Annotated in this window: 10 protein-coding genes; 2 read left to right on the forward strand and 8 right to left on the reverse strand. The window is 54.9% G+C overall.

Annotated elements, in window-relative coordinates; genetic code table 11:
• Positions 1-23: 23 nt before the first annotated feature.
• From K239x_RS23300 to K239x_RS23335, 8 genes are all read right to left on the reverse strand, one after another.
• Positions 24-2,996 (reverse strand): hypothetical protein, encoded by a 2,973-nt coding sequence (locus K239x_RS23300; protein WP_145420742.1) that lies wholly within the window; start codon positions 2,994-2,996, stop codon positions 24-26.
• The gene (locus K239x_RS23305; protein ID WP_145420743.1) at positions 2,993-5,386 is read right to left on the reverse strand and encodes a BatA domain-containing protein; all 2,394 of its coding nucleotides are present in this window, start codon (positions 5,384-5,386) and stop codon (positions 2,993-2,995) included. Before K239x_RS23305 ends, K239x_RS23300 begins: the two co-directional genes overlap by 4 nt.
• Positions 5,383-6,351: a DUF58 domain-containing protein gene (locus K239x_RS23310; protein WP_145420744.1), complete on the reverse strand. Its 969-nt coding sequence runs from the start codon at positions 6,349-6,351 to the stop codon at positions 5,383-5,385. Before K239x_RS23310 ends, K239x_RS23305 begins: the two co-directional genes overlap by 4 nt.
• Before the next feature lie 91 nt (positions 6,352-6,442).
• A complete protein-coding gene (locus K239x_RS23315) occupies positions 6,443-7,504 on the reverse strand; it encodes an AAA family ATPase (RefSeq protein ID WP_145420745.1) in 1,062 nt (353 codons plus the stop codon).
• Positions 7,505-7,562: 58 nt separating this feature from the next.
• Entirely contained in the window at positions 7,563-9,107 is a 1,545-nt protein-coding gene (locus K239x_RS23320) for an EF-hand domain-containing protein (protein ID WP_145420746.1), read from the reverse strand.
• Positions 9,104-10,435 (reverse strand): DUF1501 domain-containing protein, encoded by a 1,332-nt coding sequence (locus K239x_RS23325; RefSeq protein ID WP_145420747.1) that lies wholly within the window; start codon positions 10,433-10,435, stop codon positions 9,104-9,106. The genes K239x_RS23320 and K239x_RS23325 overlap by 4 nt, the downstream gene beginning before the upstream one ends.
• Before the next feature lie 46 nt (positions 10,436-10,481).
• Entirely contained in the window at positions 10,482-12,896 is a 2,415-nt protein-coding gene (locus K239x_RS23330; protein WP_419189317.1) for a DUF1553 domain-containing protein, read from the reverse strand.
• Positions 12,893-13,570, reverse strand: coding sequence for an RNA polymerase sigma factor (locus K239x_RS23335; RefSeq protein ID WP_145420748.1), 678 nt, complete (start codon positions 13,568-13,570; stop codon positions 12,893-12,895). The genes K239x_RS23330 and K239x_RS23335 overlap by 4 nt, the downstream gene beginning before the upstream one ends.
• Before the next feature lie 307 nt (positions 13,571-13,877).
• On the opposite strand from K239x_RS23335, the gene K239x_RS23340 reads away from it, so the two are divergent.
• Positions 13,878-17,222 (forward strand): DUF1583 domain-containing protein, encoded by a 3,345-nt coding sequence (locus K239x_RS23340; protein ID WP_145420749.1) that lies wholly within the window; start codon positions 13,878-13,880, stop codon positions 17,220-17,222.
• Positions 17,219-20,470, forward strand: coding sequence for a DUF1583 domain-containing protein (locus K239x_RS23345; RefSeq protein ID WP_145420750.1), 3,252 nt, complete (start codon positions 17,219-17,221; stop codon positions 20,468-20,470). Before K239x_RS23340 ends, K239x_RS23345 begins: the two co-directional genes overlap by 4 nt.
• Positions 20,471-20,639: the final 169 nt, after the last annotated feature.

A 20,639-nucleotide genomic window follows, 5' to 3' on the forward strand; every position in this document is an offset into this window, starting at 1 on the left:
ACGGAAAGAGAACTTAACGAGGATCATGACAGGCCACGCCACTTGCGGATAATCCATTCGGTCTGCAGACATCCAAACACGAGCCAAAGGTATTTCCATTGCGACCAAAGCGGCGTCTGCTGAATCGTTTGCGTCACAATGGGCTCCAAATCGGTCAGCGCCAAAACTTCGGCGACAGCGGACGGCGGCAAGACTTGGCCACCGGTCAATTCGGTGATCTGCGATGCCAAGACACGGTCGCAGCGAGTGTCAGACAACTCCATCGGAATGTCCGCTTGCACGGTAAATGAAAGGCCCAGATCGTGAGCCGTTTCGGATTCGGGCAATTGATCAATGAAATCGCCGACCGGAGTAACGGCATAGACGCCTGCCCTGGGTGAATTGACTTGACCGTGATACAGCCCAGGAATCTCTTCGTCGGCGCGAAGTGAAATCTGTTCATCGATGTCGCCCGATGTCACTCGCAAGCTGACATCGCTTTGATCAACCAATGGGACTCCGTCGTCACCGGAAAGCCGCACTTCCACGTCCACATCTTGCCCGGATTGATAATCCGTTTTGTCGGTGCGCAGTCGCACTTGCTTCGCTCCGCTGCTGAGTTCTGACGCGATCGCCCACCGCAACATTTGCCCCCAGAATCGATAATGGTATCGGTCACCGCGCAAGAACCGCAGTCGGTACGTATCGGGGCCCGAGAAATAGACGACGCGGCCGCGGCCAATGGGTTGCCAACAAAGAAATGAATCTTGATTCTCCGGCATCTCATCGCCGGCGATCCTCGGCGCGGCATCGGCGGCAGCACCTTTACGCGGGACGCCAACACGGCGCGGAACGACGGCGATCAAATTTTTGGCGGTCGGTTTGGGGCGACGCCATGATGACACGTCGTGAAGCGGCGAGAATCGATTAACAAAATCCCAAGCCGTCTGCGTCGCTTGTTGTGTTTCGCCGATCATCAACGCGACGTGCGAACGCCCTTCACGGGTGGCTTGAAACGCGAAACCCTCCGGTGCCCGCAAGCGTTCATTCGTTTTGGTGACAGGTAACAATTCGGCCAACGGCGACTTAGCAAAGGCGTCAGGCATCGCTCGCGATCCAGCGATCATCACCAGCGTGCCACCACGATGGCGTAGATATTCAGCCAACGACTCTTGAGCAGCGACCGGCAAGTGCTCTGGCGGCAAGTCGCCCAAAATCACGACGTCGTATTCGTCCCATTGATCGACGGTGGTCGGAAAAGTGCGGCTAGACTGACGATCCCCGGTAGCGATCAAACGCGGACGGAACAGCATTTCGTCGCATTCAACTTTGGGGTCGCGCCGAAAAAGCTGAGCCAAGTAGCGAAACTCCCAGCGGGGCATTTCATCCGCCAGCAAAACTTTGATCTGATTTCGCGTGACGTTGACGATGACCTTTCGCAAATTGTTTGTCTGCGTCATTTCTCCGTCGACGCCGCTAACAACAACGCTCAGTGACGCTTCGCCAATTTCTGACACGCGGCGCTGAAAGCGTATGGTGCGACTGACAAAATCCGAATCGAACTGGATTTCGCGAAAGTCCACGACATCCGCACCATCGAGCAATTGCACCGTGCAGCGATCCCCCTGGCATTGATACGCTTCCAGGTGGGCCTCGACTACGATGTCGTCGTTTCGCATCGCGACGGTGGGCGAATCGACGCCTACCAAGTTCACATCCCTGAGTCGGTTCGCGTTGCCGATCGGGATAATGTAAACCGGCGTCTCTCCCAACGATGCGGCGACTTCGGTTGGCAACTTGACAAAATGTGTTCGGGCTGACGTAGTTCCTTCGTCACTGACATCTGGACCGGGGTCATCGCTGACGCCGACCGTCCCAGTGTCATTGTGCGCCACATCCGAAAACACAAACGCGGCAGCAATCGGAATCTGACTCTCGTTCGATCGCAGCGGCAACAGCGCTGATGACAAATTCGTCATCGCAACCGATTGCGAATGACTTTCGGCTGGGCTCCCGTTTACGTCAGCAACTTGCCCCAATAAACTCAAGTGAGGCGATTCCACGTCATCAAGATTCTGTGAAACCTTGCTGAATTGTGACCAGCGAATATTGACGGATCGATCCATCGATTCGAGCGTTTGTTTTTTGAGCGTTCCCAAAAACGTCGCCACTCGCTCGATCCGGCTGTTTTGCGGATACGTCGCGATCGCTTGCGATTCCGCATCGGCAACCAAACGAGACAGTTCTTGCAGGACTTGCAGCGTACCGCGAACCCGGTGCTGCAGGTCCCGCAGGCTTTCACGCCAATCCGACTGCCGTGGTGTTCGCCCAGCCGACAAACGTTTGGCCAACGTTTGGAAATTCTGAAACTCGGGACTCTGCAAAAGCCGCTTTGCATTTCGCAACACGGGTTCGATCTGCTGGCTCTGTTCATGGTCGACCAAGGACGCCAACCGAAGCCGCTGGACATTGTCGCCACAACGCTGGATTGCTTTCTGCGTCGCAGCGATTGACTTGGCGACTTGTTGATCAGGGCGATGCTGGCGAACGGCTTCAATGGAAGCGACCAATTCACGATCAGCAATCCCCAACGATACCAGAGCATTGTCGGACAAAACGACCGGGTGCATCGCGGAGACGCTGCCGGGTTCATCCGACAAAGTACTCCCCGAGGCCTTGGCAGCAATCCATCGAATTTCGTCTGCTGTCCCCGGTGGATCAACTGTCGTCATGCTCGCGCTTGTGTCGGCGACGATCGCAATCGTCCGCGGAGTTGTGTCGGTTTCGACCAACACTCGCGTTGGTGCCAACAGCATCCACAAAATCGTCGCCAAGCAAATCAAACGTAGGACCGCAAATCCGATGGTCGTTCGCGAACCCAAAACGTGTCGCTCGCGATACAGCGACCAAGCAAACACAGCAAGTAAAACCACTGCAAGCAGGAGCGTTGTCGACAGACTCAGCGGCCCGTCGAATGTCGTCTCCGTCACAGTCTGCGTGGCGGTCAAATCGTTCATGCTGTCACCTCGATTTCATCGGATGATCGGTCCGTATTCGCAGGTGTGACGGGTCCTGAAGAGCCTTGAAATTGCTTGCCAACGACGGGAAACTTTGTTTCAGCGATCGCAAATTCGACATCTTCGGCGGAACCACCCGCGGACAAACCGCTCACTCCAAAGCGTTCCCTCGCCAGCACACCGGAGAGCAACAGTTCAAGCGTGATCAGCGTGATCAACCCGATCAAAAGGTACGGCCACAATGGATCCTGCGGAGTCGCAGTACTCACAGCCGAGTTCCCGGCAGCCAGTTTGACGCCGACCAGTTCGGACAATTTGACTTGCTCCGTTCGCTTCAGTGGCGACAAATCGGATTCTTGAATGTCCCGTGCTACCTCGAACGGAATCACATCGCCAGCGAGACTGGTTTCCAGCCGATAGGCGCCTGGCAGTGAAGTTCGACTCGTTCGCAGGGCGACATCGCCAAAACCATCCGCGGCCAGCTCGATCGACTCGTTTTCGGGATTCGTCAGCATGCCGGACACCGATCCGTCAGATTGGCCGACTTGATCCGCCAAGGGGTGATAAACCAGAGGATCGCCCGGCTGCAAATTGAAGTGCGTCGCACGCGGCTGTGACAGATAGTCGATCCAATCGCGTGCCATGACCACAAAGGATTGTGACCTTGCTAGATCACTCCATTGCAGCCGTAGCGGAATCGCCGACACAAACACGCGCCCCTTGCCCAGCAACTGTTCCACCACAATCGCGTCACCGTTGCTTAACGTCAGCAAGACGGAAGTTTGATGGTCCGATTCGTCGATCAAGAATCGAAATCGCTCGAAGACGGCCACTTCTCCTAAGTCCAATTGTTGATTGTCAGCGATCTGCGCCACAGCTGGATGATCACTGCCAAAAGGATTGATCGTCACGGCAGGACGCGTATCGGTTTCTGCGTCTGTCTCTGCGTTGGCCGATGTCGTCGCGGACTCCGTCACGATTCGGTCTAGGGCCACCGGCGAAAGACCACTACCACCAGCGAACCATTGCAAATTGAATTCGTCGACATCAGTCCTTGGCCCCAGCGCCACCCAAAGACCACCTCCGTCAGAAACAAACTGCGAAAGTGATTTTAATGACTCCCGATCAAGCTGCGTTAAGTTCGGCACAATCACAACGTGATACGGTCGCAGATCGGTGCTGCTGATACGATCGCTGCCGACCACCGTCGGCGCGTACACGGCACGTCCCGCGGTGGGTTGTTCATCAAGCCACCCCAGAGCGGCTCGCAAGAAAAACGAATCCTGCTGCGTGTCCGCCAGACGTGACTCGCTCTCGACAATCAAAACCGGAACTTCGTCGACGACTTCGATAACAACGCTGGCCACATCGTCGGCTGCCAGATCGTCGTCGCCCACAATTTGCGCAGCGATCCGGTGCACTCCCGGCGTGTCAAACGAATGCGTCCAACTGGTTTCCTGTGATGCCCCCGGTTCGATTGGGTCGACAAAACTGTCGTGCTGAATACCGCCGTCGATCGTCCAATCAACCGACCGTCCGGCAGCAACGGACAGTCCGTGGTGATTCCGGACTGTCGCTGTCAATGTGATCGGTTCGTCAACGCCGATACGCGTGCGACGCGAACGTACTTCGTCGACTGCAACATTGCCACGCGACAGCTTGTCTCCCGTAACCTGAATGATCTCCAGCTCAGTATCAATGACGGGCTTCGACAGGCTTTCTCGAAACCCATTCCATCCCTCGGTATCGCCCAATCGCCAATCGGCCGCCTGGTTGTCCGTCAACAATACAATTCGCCGGCCGCGCGTCGTCGCCTCCGGTTCGGCTTGAACGGCAGCCATCAAACCAGCCAGCAGATCACTACGGCCTTGAGTGGGCGTGATCGACTGAAAATCCTGAGCAATCGAATTGATCGTGGACGGGTCAATCCGCAAACCGCTATTTCGCGTCGATCGACTGCCGCGCCAAATTGGGTACGGTGCCGTGGTCAAGACTCGCACGCGATCACCAGGAGCAAGTCTTTCAAGTTCCGTTTGGGATCGTTTCAGAATTGCCTGCATCAAAGTCTGATCGCCGTTGCTGCGTCCCGTCGACATCGAATTGTCGATGACAAAAATCGTTTCGCGACGTTCACTTGATCCCAGCCAACCGCTGGGAATCAACGGCCGAGCAAGCGAAAAGATGAGCGCCGCAATCGCCAAAACTCGCAACAACAGCAACGTCCATTGTTTCAATCGTCGGGCACTGGTTTGCCTGGTCGACGCGGCGACCAAAAACTCCATTGCGCCCCACTCAATCGGTACATTCCGCCGCCGATCAAGCAAATGCAGTAGCAAAGGTGCCGCGGCCAAAGGCAAAGCGAACAGAAAGGCGATACCTAGAAAGCTCATCGCTTACCGCCCCCGGCACGCGCCAGACGACTGCGTAGAAACCAACCCAAAGTCTCCGACAGATCAGTCGAAGTCGTCATGCGGACGTACTCGCCGCCGATCGACACGACCATCTCCTCCAGTTGATCAATGAACTCGCTCATCCGCCGCAAATACTCGCGGCGGACGGCGGGTGGATCCAGGGAGATGTGTTGATGGTCGACTTCCAAAGACTGAAATTTTGACCAACGGCGAAAATCAAACGAAAGTTCTTCGGGCGCCACCACGTGCATCACAATGACGTCGTGTCCGCGCCCACGGACCATTCGCAAGCCTGTGGCCAAATCATCCACATTGCCAAAACAGTCCGAAAACAACACAAAAAGGCCCCGGCGCTGCAGTCGGGGAACATTTGCGCGGATCATCGCCCCGAGCTCGCCGCCTTTGCCAGGCTTGGCCATCTGAAGTGTCGATAGAATCGCTCGCAAATGAGCAGCATGCTGTCGCGGCGGGACAAACAGAGGCTGCTCCTGATTCAGAATCATCGTTCCGACGGCGTCGCGTTGGCGCAACAACAAGCGTGAGAGACAGGCAGCCGCACGACGGGCGTAGTCCAGCTTGCTTTGCGACGACAAACCAAATTTCATTGAACCACTCGTGTCGACAGCAATCATTGCGTGCAGATTGGTTTCTTCTTCAAACTGCTTGATGAAGTACCGATCATTCCGGGCGTAGACTTGCCAATCGATCTGACGAATCTCGTCACCGGGCGCGTACTGCCGATGCTGCGAAAATTCGCTGCAGCCGCCCTTGGTCGTTGAACGATGTTTTCCCGCCAGCAAGCCATCGACGACGGTACGCGAGAGCAACTCCAAATGCCCGATCTGCTCCATGACGCCCGGATCAAGCAAGTCCGCAATCGCTGCTTCGCCATCCGCCCCGGAGGGCGACGATGTGCTGGCTGCTTTGCGAAACGGAAAACGCATTTGAAATTTGAATACTGGTAAGCAACTTGGTTTAAAAACGACAATCTGCGGCGGTTTTGCGACAGCAAAGCGGCACCTAACAACGACCTAATCATTCCGCCGTGACGTGAAGTGACGGCGTGCCTTGGATGATTTTGGCGAGCACGGTGTCGGCGTCGATACCGGCGGCTTCGGCGTTGAACGTCAGAATGATACGGTGACGCAAGACGGGCTTTGCGACTTCGATCAGATCTTCGGTCGTGACGTGGCAACGACGGTTCAGTAACGCCCTTGCTTTGGCCGCTAGCAGGATTGAAATGGTCGCCCGCGGACCTGCTCCCCACTGAATCAAATTCTTCAGTTCGTCGGACATTGCTTCGTCGTCGCTGCGTGTGCCGCGGACCAGATCGAGAGCCGCATCATAAATGTGATCCGATACAACCACGCTGCGAACCAACGATTGCATCTCGTGAATCTGTTCGATGTTCAAGACCGTTTTTGTCTCAAAGGAATAGTCCGTCGTTTGGCGGCGTGCGATCTCGCGTTCTTCTTCGCGGTTCGGGTAAGAAACATGAATTTTAAGCAAAAAGCGATCCAGCTGCGCTTCGGGCAGCGGATACGTGCCTTCCGTTTCGACCGGGTTTTGTGTGGCAAGAACGAAAAACGGATCCGGCAAATCATGTGTCGTGCCAGAAACCGTCAACTGACGCTCCTGCATCGCTTCGAGCAACGCACTTTGAGTCTTCGGGGGCGTGCGGTTGATTTCGTCAGCCAAGATTACGTTGCCAAACAGGGGACCTTCGACGAATCGAAAGACTCGCTTACCTGTTGTGTGATCTTCCTCCAAAACCTCCGTCCCGGTGATGTCGCCAGGCATCAAATCGGGCGTGAACTGCACTCGGCGAAAATGCAAATCCGTCAACGATGCTAACGTCGATACCAGCATCGTCTTGGCCAGTCCCGGCATGCCTTGCAAAATGCAGTGACCGCGACAAAGCATCCCAATCAACAGCTGCTCGCTGACTTCATGCTGACCGACGATGACGCCCGCAAGTTGTTCACGAAGAAGCACGAGCTGTTCATGCAGTTTGTCAATCGCGTCAGCAACATCGATCGTTGAATCGTCTTTGACGCGGCCGTTTGTGTGGGCGGTCGGTGTGATGCGTGAGTTCATGTTGCACAAAGGTGGTCAGAGGGAGCAAGTTGTTGCGACGATTTTTCGATCGCGGCGACTAGCGTTCGGCTTGTTCATCGAAACGAACGGCTTCTCCGCTGGCAATCAAGCCGTCCCGGTCAAAGTCGAGCGACAGAAACTGTTGATCGGTTCCGGGGAATTCAGATCGTGACAGATCCTGATCTTGGTTGCGATCCATTCGCGTAAACCATTCCGGAACGGGAGTGGTTTTTGCAGGCGTCGACGCGTCTCGGTCGCTACGAAGATTGACCAGTTCGCGGTGCACGACCGGGCCAAGTCCAAAACACAATCGCGTCGTCGGCGACGTTTCGTCGCCACTCAATTCGCCGTCATCGTTTCGATCGGATTGCAGCAAACGTTTGACTAATTGACGTCGCTCGCGAATCGTCACGCGACCGTCTCCGTTGGCATCAGCCGCGGACAGCAGCGGATAGCCTTCGACCACCGCACCGAGCGAAACCTGATCGCTTGCACCGCTTTGGACGGCCGAAACCTCAAACGGAATCGCGCCGAACAGAAAAGTGATCGTATCGTCTGTCGCTTGCAAACGCGTCAATTTCCCAGCAAGCGACTCGTCTATTTCCACCAGTGTTAACTTTGATTTGCCGTTTGCGTCGGCAACAAAATCGACTTCGATCTGGAGATCAGCCTTGGGCAGTGCTTCGGATAGCAGCTTGATTCTCCGCTGGAACGCTTGAGGGATGACTTCGGCGTTTTTGGACGCTTGGTCGATTTCCATTGCATCAACGATCTCGTCGTTGTTGGTGTCGCACTGCGCAAGACTATCGCTGGCAATCTTTAGCTCCTTGGCGGAAAGGATCCCATCACGATCACGATCCAAAACTTCAAACACTGGACGCTGCTGGCTCCGGTACCACTGAAACGGATCCTTCAGTAACAGCAGGGGTGGGCCTGCACTCCAGTTGGTCATCAACCAAGCCACTGTTTCGTCATTGATTGCTTCGTCCCCCGATGCCCCGCCCGTTGCAACCGCATAGCGCCGCATCAATTCCTCCGGCGTCGAGGCGACGGTATAGGCAGGAAGCGAGACTGGACTTTCGACTGGAGCATCGACTGTTTTTTCTTCATCGGACGTTTCGCGATCGGCTATCGCGTCTTCTTCTGGTGGCGATTTCGCTTCGATCGAATCACTTGCCTTCGCAGGCTCCGCCATGGACTCGGCCAACGACACAAGGCCTTTGACTTGTTCGGTCCGCTGCTGAGCAAACGGTTTTCCGTTGATCCGTACGGTAGCTTTGACAGTTAATCGCGCCGATTCATTTCCCAGTCGAAACCAGAGCACGCCATCATCGTGCTGAGTAGCACTAATCGCGTCACGTTGTCGGTATTTCAACTGGTACTGTGGCAAGCGACCTTGGGGAAGCGTTTCGGGAACCGTCGTTTGGACTGGCGCCATCATTGGCATGGAGTTGTTGTCAGCAGGGCGCACCGTAGTGGCAATCGACTTGGCAGAGACCGAAAGTGGAAGTTCCCACTGTTCAGCATCCACTTGTGCTGGGCACAACAAGAATGCCAAAGCAGCCACACGGCCGGACATCGATGCAGCATGAAATGGACTCACGCCAACAGCTCCTTGATCGCCGAACCATCGGACAGTGGAATGGGTCGACCACTAGGCGACTGATTGCTGACGTCGCTGGGTAGCCCCAAGGCACGCACCAACGTCGCCATCAAATCTTGCACGCCCACTTTTCCGTCGACGACCGAGTTTCCATCTTCGCTGGTCTGACCATACGCTTGACCGCCTTTGATACCGCCGCCCGCCAAAACTGTAGACCAGGCTTGAGGAAAGTGGTCGCGACCGGATGAATTATTGATCGTCGGGGTGCGACCAAATTCGCCCATCCAGAGAATGGTTGTGGATTCCAACAACCCGCGGTCGGCCAGATCCTTCATCAGCGATGACCATCCGTCGTCCAAGATCGTCGACAGATCTTTGACGGCCGCAAAGTTATTGCTGTGGGTGTCCCATCCGATGCCTCCCGAACCGGTGCCCAACGAAACTTCGACAAAGGGCACTCCGCGTTCGACCAAACGTCTGGCCAAAAGACAGCCCTGCCCAAAGACGTTCGCCCCGTAGGCTTCACGTGTTTTCTGCGACTCTTCGCTCAAATTAAACGCGATGGCGTCCTCGCTATTCATCAGTCGCAGCGCGCCTTGATAGACCTCTTGGTGCGACACCGCCGCCCCCCCTTGGCGAGAAGCAACGAAGTCCGATTGCAGCTTGCTCCAGAACTGAAGACGTTGCTCCATTCGTTCTTCGGTAATGCCGGCGGCACGTTTCATCGACTGCACTTCAAGGCGGGGAAAACCATTCGAATCGTTTCGCATCGAACCCGGAACATCGCTGGCACCGACAAACAGCGGACCAAATTTCGGCCCTAAAAAACCGGGACTAAATGCGTCTTGGTTCAACGCCCGAAAGCTGCCAATGCTGACGTTGCTTGGCAGTTTGACGCCGTCATGGCCGAGTTGGTTAGCCAGTGAGGCGCCCAAAGTGGGAAATCTCTCGGGGCCCATCGGTTTTTGCCCCGTTCGCATCAGGTAAGTGCCGCGCCCATGATCGCCTTCCTTGGTCGACATTCCTCGCAAGATCGCCAACTGATCGGACATCTCGGCCAACTTCGGTAGGTGTTCGCTGAATCTCAGGCCGGGAACCTTGGTTTGCGTTTCCTTGAACTCGCCACCATTTTCGTGGTTCGGTTTCAAATCAAACGTGTCAGTTTGGCTTGGACCGCCACTCATCCAAAGCAAAATACAGTGCCGCTTACGTTGCGGGTCCGCTACCGCGGCGCGAGCAAAATCGCCGAACCAACCACTCGCACTCATGCTGCCCAAACCGGCGGCAAGTGATTGCTGAAACCGACGTCGTGAGATGTTACTAGTCATGATCCGCTGCGATGTGAGGCGTTAATTTTGATTTACAAAAAACGAACTAGTGATTTAGCGAAAATTCGGCGCTGTTAATCAGCGCCCAAAGCATGTCGCTCAGCACTTCACTACGAATGTTCACTGGAGCATTTTCCGGAATCGCGGACCGCAAAAGATTCCATTCCGACCCAGTTGGTTTGCGAGACAGCGTTGCCAAGAAAAGCACCTCCATGCGTTCGTCATTGGAAAAGAATGGTGCGTCGAGCGATTTCAACAATCCGCTGCTATCGACACCCGTTGCCGAATCGATCAATCCACCATTCATCAATGTCAGTGCCTGTGGAATCCCTGCGTTAAATTCGATGCGATTGCTGGCCGGCGACGCAAATTGCTGCAAGAACGCTGCTCGGCCGGAATTGCCAAAGCGGTTCAACTGAAACCCACCACCGACACCCGCATTCTGATCCAGCAACGTGGCGACCGTGATGCAGTCGTAAAGCTGGGGAGCCGTCAGCGTCTTCACTTCCATTTGCGCAAAGTGCTTCAATCGCTGCAGACCTTTGGCTGATGAATCACCCTGCGGCGAAGCACTCGAAAGTTGGTAAGCACGCGATAAAGCAATGGTTTGCATCACGTTCTGTAAATCAAACCCGCTATCGATCAATTGACTGGCCAGCAAATCCAGTAGCTCGGGTGACAACGGTGGATGGGCACTGCCAAAGTCATCGACAGGATCCACAATGCCACGACCGAACATCAGCGACCAAAGTCGATTGACAGTGGCGCGAGCAAAGTAAGGATTCTTGGGACTGGTCAGCCAATTCGCCAAACGAACTCGCCGGTCGACGGATTCATCATTTTCGTCATTGTCATCGGATCCCAAAAAGCGAGGAGGCACGATCATATCGGTTTCGGGAAGCATCACGTCACCGCGATCGACATCACGAACTTGCATCACCGACGAAACGGTTTCCAGCTCCGCCTGTGGACGCGAGATACGAGCAAAGAACGCTGCGTAACTCCAAAAATCTTCTTGCAACCAAGGCTCAAACGGATGGTCGTGACACTGAGCACATTCCAGCCGAATGCCCAGAAACACACGCGATGTCTGGGCTGCTAGTCGGTCCGGATCCAACTTGGCTGCCGAGTAAAAAAGCAGGGGCCCAGATTTGGACAAGCGTCCTTCGGCTAACAACAACTGACGTACGATCGAATCGTAAGCCTCGCCAGCCTCGAAGCGTTGGGCCAGCCAACGATCAAACTCTTCGCGGCCGCCAAATTCCTCCAGATCAACGCCTTCGGGAATCAAGAATGTTCGCAAAGTCGTCGCCAAGTGAGACGCGTGATCAGCACTAGTGATCAATCGCTGAACCAGCTCGCGATAGCGATCCGGATCGGCGTCTTCCAAATAGTGACGGGCCTCAGTCACCGTTGGCGTGCGTCCTGCGATGTCCAAGTAAACGCGGCGAAGCAATTCGGAATCTTCCGCGAGCGGCACCGGATCAATCCCTTGCTCCTGCCAAAGCTGTGCTAACGTCTGGTCGATCGCTTGGCCCATCTCCACGTCACTACGATGAACAACCGAAACGCTGGGCCACTGCGGCGTTTCGCCCCAAGACAGCGTATCGCGGACCGGATTCTCAGCGGCCGGGCTTTTGCCGGTCACGTCGGCCAAGTCGGTCGCATTGGCCAAGTCAATCGCTTTTGATGGCCCGCTTTCAGCATCGCCGCCTGACGCATCCCGGCCGGTGGCCTTGGCAACCAGACTGGCAGACTGCCGAGCGACAGCGATGGATTCAGGAGACGGATAACTGACCCTCAGCGGACGCGATCGTTTGGCGTCGGACTGATCCTGATCCAGCAATCGCACGGTTTTTGGCAAAGACGTCTTGGGATCCAACGAAAACTCCATTCGGAAACGCTGCGACGAATCATTCTCGATGGCGCAGGTGAGCAGAATTTGGTCGCCCGATTTTCGCCAACCTTCGTCTTTGACCTGCAAGCCATCCATCGCGATCTTGCCGTCAAGCGACGTCTTTCGCAGGATTAGCCGCAAGAAAGGAGGAATGTGGCGCGAATCGGATTCCGAACGGCCCGACTCAGAATCGTTTGACAAATGCGCCATCGGCTCGCCGCTGGACGCATCATCGATCTGGAAAGCAGGCTGTCGTGCAATCGCTTCCAACATTGTTGCCCAAGCATAGCTGGACGATCCCCCGAAAACGAAGAACCCCAACATCAACATCCCGGCAATGGCCGCAACCGCTGGCCAGACTCGACGCAAACGATCCCGAGCAGCCAGCCGTTTTGCGGGAACCGTTGACGGACTGCTTGTCGTCCCCCATTCGCGCTGAATCCCCCGATCGATCTTCTTGATCAACGACGGCGGAACCGGCGGCGCGTCCAGTGCTTCACGCAACAACAACGCAACGTCATTGTCGGACAGCTCTTGATTGGATGGAGATGATTCAGGGTTCATAGCCATGATCGCATGATTTCATTGGATGGCGGCTGAGGTTCAGGGTGCGAACGAGCTGGCGATTCCCCTTGCTCTGCCGAGTCGGCCGACAGCCGTGACGACGGCTGCTGGGATGTCAATTCGCTGGCCGATTCAATGTGCAAACGAACCTGGTCTCTAAAACTTTTGCGAGCACGAAATAAAATGGATTCGGCTGACTTCTCAGTCGCGTTCAAACGCTCTGCGATGACTCGAACACTGACGCCGTCGATATACTTCCACTCCAAAGCCATTCGATAGGCTTCCGGCAATCGCATCAACGCATCACGAATCTCTTGCCGGCGCAATTTACTGTCATGGTCCGCCTCCGGTGTTTGGTTTGATTCACTGGCCGCAATGGCACTGACGTTTTCCACCAAATGAGCCACTCGCGCTGCCGCTCGAAAGTGATCCTGAATTCGCCGCGTCGCAACTTTGCGGAGCCACGCGGTGGGGTATTCAATTTTGACGCCATCACCGATCGCTGACACCAATGCCAACACACTCTCACTGACGATGTCTTCGGCTAAGTGGCGATCACCGTTGACCTGTACAAAAACGAATCGCCACACCACTGGCAAATAGCATTCGCTAAGATGCTTTGCGGCGGCAGGCTCCTGATTACGGAGGCCATCGACAAATTCGTCGTTGTTCAAGTTGGTTTCGTCTTCAAAGTTGGACGTTGATCCATGGCGACAGCAACATTGTCGGCACAAATAAAAAGTCGATCAGGGGATTCAGAACACGCGGTCTATTCGACCAAAATCAGGCGTTCCTCCTAAAATACACGTCTAATCACTCCCAAAACTGACATTGTCGATCGCCTGCCGCACAAAGTCCGAAAAAAACGGGCGTGATGAAGCTCGCTGCAACGACTAACTTGTGGCCACGTTCTCGCCGAAACAACTGTCTTGACCTCAGTCTAGGAGCTTCGACATCCTTCGGATCACGATCCCTCTAGCGATGCTGATGACCGCAGGCCTGTCGAACTTCGCGTCTGCCGACATCCAACCAAGCGTTACGGCATCGATCTTTGACGGGCAACATGTCCCACAAAGCTCACTTTGGGCAATTCGCCACGCCGACAGCTTGCCCGCCGAGCAACAACTGCGATTCTTGGAATCATGGTTGTTGCCCAATCATGTCAACCAGGACGTTCGCGTCACTTGCGATTTCGTGACTCCGGAATCAGTGCCCCAGGAAACGCTCCGCGACTATTCGCCCAAAGACTTCATCGTATCGCCTTTGATACGTCTGTTAGATCTTAGCGAGGAGCATGATTCGCTTGACCGTTTAGCTACCGCTGTCGACAACCTGCGAAGTTCCAAAGGTGACGGGCACCTTGCCGCAAACAAAGCTGCCAACACCGTTGCCGTGGATATTGTGGCTGCTTTGATCGCACTTCAGGCACGCAGCACTTCCGACGACCAACAAACCGAAGCAGCGCAACTGATCAGTGATTCGCTCAAGTCGTTTACCAAGCAACCCGCTGGCCAAGAACAAAATCGCGATGCCGTTCTGATCGCTTTGGCGACTGTCTGCGAACGCCCCAAGCTGGCGGCACACATTTCATCTTCAGCAACGATGGTCGAGTCCCGCTACCGCCCGGCACAACATCAAGAGGCTTGGCACCGTCACTTGTATGCGACGCTAAACAAACTGCGGCGCAGCATCACCGTCGACGATCAGCAAAGCGCTGGCGAGCCAATTGATCAAACGATCCGCAGCGATCAATGGCATTGGGTGCCCCGGCGAACCGCGGAAACAATTGGCAACGGCTATCCGATTTCGTCGTGGCGTCTCAATCGCGGATCAGCCTTCTGCACCCAGTCCAATTCGGATGACGCGTTGTTCTTTGCGTCCCCCATGTCTGGTGACATTCAATCGCAGGCCAAGATCTTCGGGGCAGGGATGCGGCGGGGGCACATTCGATTGGCAGGCGACCTTTGGGCCGCACCAGCGTTTGATCCCAATCAAGTCGCTGTGGGGCAAACCGATGGATCGATCCAAACAATCGATTTGGTGCCACCGTTTTGGGATGTCGCGAATTCACAACCGGTACGTTATCACACGGCAATTCAAAAAGGCGAATTACAAACAGCTTTCAACGGGCGCATCGTCCACCGCCAATCCATTGCGACTGCCGACAACCTTCCTCTGTCTCCTTGGGTATCACTGCGAAGTTGCTTTCGAGCGAACAGCGGAATGGAAAACGTGCGGATTTCTGGCGATATCCGCGTCCCAGACAAGATCTTGATGATCACTGCCAAATCCTTACGGGATTGGAATGATTACTATTCGTCACGAACCAACCCGAACGCCTGGAAAGCAACGCAGACCAGCGAAGTGGGTTCGCTCGAAATCCGAAGCGAACAGGACCATCGACTGACAAACGGCAGCCATGCACCGCGATTGCTAACGTACAACCGTCCCGTACTGGAAGACGGCACGATCGAATTCGACTACTGGTACCAACCTGACCGAACTCTGGTCCACCCCGTCGTTGGTGATCACGCCCTGTTGATCACTGATTCGTCGATCGCAATCCACCAGATCACGCGTGGCCTTTCTGAACGAAGGTTAATCCGCAGCGACAATGTCCAATGGGTTTTACGTGATGCGACGACACCGCTCGCTCGTGGCCAATGGAACCGAATGCGGATCGAATTCGTTGGCTCGACTGTCACTTTCTATCTAAATGACCAGCCCATCCACGAACTGCAATCGCCTGCTGACTATCGGCGCCGACTGGGGTTGTTTCACTACGCTGATCAAACCCAAGCCCGCGTGCGGCACGCTTCATGGACTGGAAAGTGGGACAAAACGATCCCGCCAGTCCAACGACAAGACCTTGCACGCATTCCCGCATGGCTTGCGGTCGACGAATCGCAACGCATTTCACAAACCCTCGCGTACCGTTTTGACGCAAATTCGATCGAGCTCGGACAATTGAAAATCACGTCCGGCGGCGGAGAATCCACGATCACGCCGACCGACGATGGGGTCACGGTCGTTCGTCCGGCGGTAAAGGCATACCGCGAAGCCAAACTGGCGTTGCCCGTTCAACTAACGGGCGATTTTGACATCACAGCCGGGTTTAAAAATCTGATCGTCGAATCCGAAACTGGCAAAATCGGAGTCATCATGTTGGAAGCGGATTTGGGCGCCAGCGACGAAACGAATGAGGACGGTTTTCAGACCGTCATGATGCAACTGCGAGAGCGGCACTCAGGCGATTCCGTTGGGCAGCTTATGACGTTGAAAAAAATCCGTGGCGAATCTGCCAGACATTACTCGCCAGGCACCATCTCACTCGCTAGAAGCGGAAAGCTCCGACTATCACGACGCGGCGCAACCATCTATGCGTTTCTGGCAGAGAATGATTCGCAGCAGTTTTGCTTGATCGGACAATCGGCCTGTTCAACGGCCGACCTCCCCACCGACGGCATTCGTTTAGGCTCCCAAATTCAAGGCACCAGCGGTAAGACGACTGTGCAGTGGATCGGCGTTGACATTCGATCCGAAACGCTCGTTGCGCGCCAGCTACCAAGTCGCGTGGCACAGAAACGTTCCCTGCAACAATTGAACGACGAACGCAAGCGACTGACCCAATCATTTCACTACGATTTTAAGGCCGGAGTGCCTCCATCGGAACTGTTCTATTTTTGGAATCGAAATCAAAGCCCTGGCCTCGAGCCAACCGATGACGGACTGATCATTGTCTCCCCAGGAACACGCGGCTACGCCAGCGCGGGTCTGGTTTTTCAGCCAACGGTCAGAGGCGATTTCGACATTACGATTGAGTTCGATCCCGCTGGTCTTGCGAAAGCAACCAACGGAACGAATTCCTCGGTAGGCTTACAGATCGAACCGCCCGGCGGCATGCAGCTCAACTCCTTTGCCGAAAGCACAGCCGACGCGTTTGCCACACGTGCTCAACAGCGACTGCGTCTTCCAACAAATCCTCGCTCCTACGACTACCTTCGTCTGGGCACCCAAACTGGCATCGCGGATCAACTACGCATCGCCCAGCGTGACCAATCCATTTATCTGATTGCGGGCAATTCTAAGTCCGACCAACAGTGGATCATCGCCGCCAGAAACGTCGAAACAACATCATTGACGCCCGGTGGCATTCGAATGCTGGTTCACACGGGCGACGCAGAAAAAACCTCCCGCGTGTTGCTGAAATCACTCGACATTCGAGCCACCCAGCCGATTCCTATTCCGTCAGAGAAGGAAGCGGTGCCGGCTTTAAACAATTCACCGTCGATGATTCAGTCACTCCTTGATCGCTTCCAACCATGAGCACGCAACGTATTACTTTGCTTTGTTTCATGATCGCCGCCTGCGCTGCACCTGCAATGTCGCAAGGTAGCCCACGCGCATTGGACGCGATTTTTGCGGAGCAGCACGTGCTCGAAAGCTCCCTTTCGGTCTGCCGGAATTGCCAACGAATGCCTGCTGCGGAACGGTTCAAAAAACTGAGTGACTGGATCCTGCCTAGTGACACACATGGCGACTTTCGTATCACGGTGGGCTTTGCCCCCAATCCTGACAACGAACGCGGAGTGATCGTTTCTCCCATTCTGGACTGGATCGCAACGGCAAACGAACTGGGCCGGCTCTCCGAAGTACAAACTTCAGTGGCAGCAGTCAAATTAACCACGGACAGGATGCGAATTGACCAGGCTGCGATTCAGTTTCTGCTGGCAACTCAAGCAAATGACCTGAAAAAATCAACATCGCTCTCCAACGTTTTTTTTTCTGCTGCGATGTCGAGCGCCGAAACTGTGCAGAGACACCGCGATGCAGTACTGCTTTGTTTGCACCGCTCCAAAGAGTCCTTGCCCACTGCGTTGGCGGCGATCAGTCATTCGCAAAAATTAGTGGCTAGCTTTGCCAGAAACGACAACGTTACCGCATGGCACCAACATCTAAAATCGACAGCCGCAGCGCTGCGTGAGTTCGTCGACGTCAAGAAATTCGGAGTTGCGCCCGGTGAACGATCCGACTCGCAGTGGCATTCAGCACCACGTTCCCGAGCTTGGGAGCACGGGAGCGGCTTTCCAGCATCCCAATGGATGTTTGCCGACGATCGCGCCTACAGTGTTGCCAGTCACGGCGAAGACTTTTTGTTCTTTGCAGTCCCGCTTGAGGGCGACTATGACGTTGAATCCAACGTTTCCAGCTTTGGCTGGAAAGACACGCAGATCATGACCGCAGGTACGTGGACGGGTCTTATCTACGATCTGAAAAGAGTGGCCTACGGGAATGCGAGTTTCCAACAGGGATTTTCGCCTATCAACCCACCACTAACCGATCTTTCAGGACACTCGACCGTTCATCATCGCGTGACCATTCGCAACAAAAAACTGACAGCCTATTTCAGTGGTCGCCGCGCCTATGTTCAGAATTTGACGCTGGGACAAGGTGATACGCGAATCAACCCTTGGATCGCAGTTCGGAGTTCTCCCAAACACGATGGCGAAGCCGTTGATGTTCGCATCACAGGTGGCAGGATTCCCAACACGGTTTCACTGTCGGAGGTCGACAATCTGCCCGGCTGGTTCGAACACTTTACGCTGCCAAGTAAAAGCACGTTGGTCGACTGGCGACAGTATCGACAACCGCGAGACTTATCCCGAGATCAACCACAGAATGAGACCACATTCGAGATCGTTGGCCCGCAAAATACATCGCTACCGCGCGAATGTTTCAACGAAAGCATGCTGAAATACGCGCGTCCGATGATCGAAGATGGCGAGATTGAATATGAGTTTTGGTATCAACCGAGCCAATTCATGGTCAATCCAGCGATTGGACGAACCTGCTTTGTGATTCGGCCCAGCGGCCTGACCGTCCATCCGCTGTCCGATGGCAAGTATGACCAAATCGGGAGTCGACCAGGCGGTGGCGAATCCATTCCGGTGCGTCCTGCTCTCGTCCCCAATGCGTGGAACCGTGTTGCATTGCGATTGGACGGTGACAATCTGCAACTCCGGCTCAACGAAGATTTATTGCACACACACGTTTTGTCGCCAGATGCCAATCGTCAATTTGCACTCTTTCATTACAACGACCAAACAACGGCTCGAGTTCGCGCCATCAAATGGACCGGCGATTGGCCCAAGTCACTTCCATCGATGCAAGAACAGTCGTTGGCAGCGTTGGATCCTGTGCTTCATTCGACGGACCTCGCCCAAAAAGGCCAAGCATTTATTCTGCCAATCCAGACAGATTCATTCGCAAGCGGCCGACTGAATCTGTTCAGCGGGGACATGATCGAACACTTCCACCCTGACGCGGACGGGATCACCGTCACAAGGCCCAACGCTCGGGAGTATTGCGAGGCACGAATGACACCGAACGTCGACGTCAGCGGCGACTTCGATGTGACAGTCGGATTCGATTCACTGTCGGCCGAATCAATTGATTCTCCGCTGGCGTGCGCTTCTCTGGAAGTTGACGCAGTCGATTCGGTGCAAGAACAGGCCAGTTTGCGATTAAAATTTGAAGCCGACGGGTCGCAAGTATTCCAATGCACTTCGACGAAAGTCGTCGATGGAGAAAGACGCACCGAATACTTTGGTGGCCAACCCAATGACGCCAACGCCGGTCAAATGCGGCTATCAAGACGCGGCGATCAGATATTTTACTTGTTCGCCGAAAACGACTCCCAGCAGTTTCGCATCATTGGTCGTCGCCAATTCACGACCGTTCCGATTCTGAACAAAGGCATTCGTTTTGGCATGCAAATGTTGGGCAACACTGGTTCGATCACATCGCGGTTCAAGTCGTTGGAAGTGCGTGCCGACCAAGTCGGCGGATTTGCATTGGAGAATCAAAATGCAAAATTGGCCAAGCTTAACGATGCGAGACTTCGGTTCGATCGTGCTGTGAGCGTCGACTACAAAAAGCAAACGATGCGTCCGAGTGACTTTTATAGCTGGGGTTCGGTCGGACCATGGAAATCGTCTGACGGTGGCCTGCCTGTCCAGCATGTCGGCACGGACGATTGGAATAGCTCGGGCGTGGCATTTCGGCCGTCCGTCAATGGAGACTTTGACATTGAAATCAGCTTTGATTCAGTCGATCTGGGCGTCCCCAAACCGGGCCAACACTCGCGTTTGTTTCTGCAAATTCAGCTAGAAGACCCAGGCCAGTCGCAAATCAATACGCTGCTAACACATAAAAGCAAAGGTGGCCTGATCGTGCAGACGCAAACTCGCGTTGCGGATGAAAGGGGAGCCAAAATCTATTCGGATGCCCAGCACATTGATGGCACTGATATCCGTCGGCTGCGGCTGGCTCGTCAGGGCAAGACGATTTTCTGTTTGGCAGGTACGAACGATCCCAAAACGGATACCGTGCTTACCTCACTCCCGCTTGGAGACGCCCCCATCCGCAGGAACGCGATCCGTGCGTTAGTCCACACCGGCGGCTCAGGCCCTACCTCAAACATCCTTTTCAAGACCTTCGATATTCGCGGCGAGCAGTTCAGCAAAACGGCGCCTGTTAACTTAAGGTACTCGGTGCAACCTTTTCCCGAGTAGCATCCCCAGTAGAGAGCCCCGCCGAGCTCCCCGCTGAGCTCATCGTCGACTCAAAATCATTTCCCCGGTGACATAGCAAACGATCCTGCTTCATTCTTGAAAGCGACCTCGCGACAACCTTTGTCATTCAGCAACCTGTCCCCCCTTCATCTTCGCGCCCAGTTTGGCT

The organism is Stieleria marina, assembly GCA_007741555.1.
In the GTDB taxonomy this organism is placed as follows: Bacteria; Planctomycetota; Planctomycetia; order Pirellulales; family Pirellulaceae; genus K23-9.

What these genes read in the sequence shown, in the direction of transcription:
- K239x_RS23310 (WP_145420744.1), bottom strand. Translation starts at nt 6,351, where the DNA reads ATGCGTTTTCCGTTTCGCAAAGCAGCCAGCACATCGTCGCCCTCCGGG.
- K239x_RS23305 (WP_145420743.1), bottom strand. Translation starts at nt 5,386, where the DNA reads ATGAGCTTTCTAGGTATCGCCTTTCTGTTCGCTTTGCCTTTGGCCGCG.
- K239x_RS23330 (WP_419189317.1), bottom strand. Translation starts at nt 12,896, where the DNA reads ATGAACCCTGAATCATCTCCATCCAATCAAGAGCTGTCCGACAATGAC.
- K239x_RS23300 (WP_145420742.1), bottom strand. Translation starts at nt 2,996, where the DNA reads ATGAACGATTTGACCGCCACGCAGACTGTGACGGAGACGACATTCGAC.
- K239x_RS23325 (WP_145420747.1), bottom strand. Translation starts at nt 10,435, where the DNA reads ATGACTAGTAACATCTCACGACGTCGGTTTCAGCAATCACTTGCCGCC.
- K239x_RS23345 (WP_145420750.1), top strand. Translation starts at nt 17,219, where the DNA reads ATGAGCACGCAACGTATTACTTTGCTTTGTTTCATGATCGCCGCCTGC.
- K239x_RS23340 (WP_145420749.1), top strand. Translation starts at nt 13,878, where the DNA reads ATGCTGATGACCGCAGGCCTGTCGAACTTCGCGTCTGCCGACATCCAA.
- K239x_RS23315 (WP_145420745.1), bottom strand. Translation starts at nt 7,504, where the DNA reads ATGAACTCACGCATCACACCGACCGCCCACACAAACGGCCGCGTCAAA.